Annotated in this window: 1 protein-coding gene; it reads right to left on the bottom strand. The window is 66.6% G+C overall.

What is annotated here, in order from left to right; translation table 11 throughout:
* Positions 1-404 (bottom strand): UvrD-helicase domain-containing protein (locus AC1DZA_RS20155; protein WP_476774103.1); only part of this gene is annotated, 404 nt, incomplete at its 3' end.
* Positions 405-574 lie beyond the last annotated feature (170 nt).

Below are 574 nucleotides of genomic sequence, written 5' to 3'. Positions count from 1 at the left end.
CGCACGTTCTGCGCGGCTTTCAGGCCTTTTTGGCTTGAAAAATCGACCCTGACGCCGCGCATTTCGAGTTCGCGCTGCAGGGTCTCATCGTCGGCGTGGGCAAAGGCCTTGAGCCAGTCGTCCAGGCGCTCTCGCATTTCGCCGGCGGCTTTTTTGGTGAAGGTGATGGCCAGGATTTCATGCGGCAAGACCTGCTGCCCCGGTGCGGCCGTGGCGCCGTCCAGCAAGGCCCGAACGATGCGTGACACCAGCATCCAGGTTTTGCCGGCGCCGGCACAGGCTTCCACCGCCACGCTGCGCCGCGGGTCGCAGGCGATGGCGTAGAAGGCATCGGCGGAGAGCGGCTCGCCGTTGCATTCGTAGGCCGCGGCGTGAGCGATCAAGGTGTTAGCCGGCGGGGTCATACGCCCTCCTCCCCTGCCGTGGCTTCCTCGTCCAGGCTCCAGAAATCCTTGCGGCAGAGGCCGCGGGCCGCGCAATAGTCGCAGGCCTTGCCCTCCCCTAATGCCGGCAGCGCCGCCCCGCGCGAGATGCGCGCCATGTCGGTCAAGATGCTGTCGATGAGCTCGTCGCG

Source organism: Agromyces sp. P2_B3 (assembly GCF_056404815.1).
The sequence above is the reverse complement of the archived record's forward strand: the minus strand, read 5'-3'. Positions and strand labels throughout refer to the sequence as shown.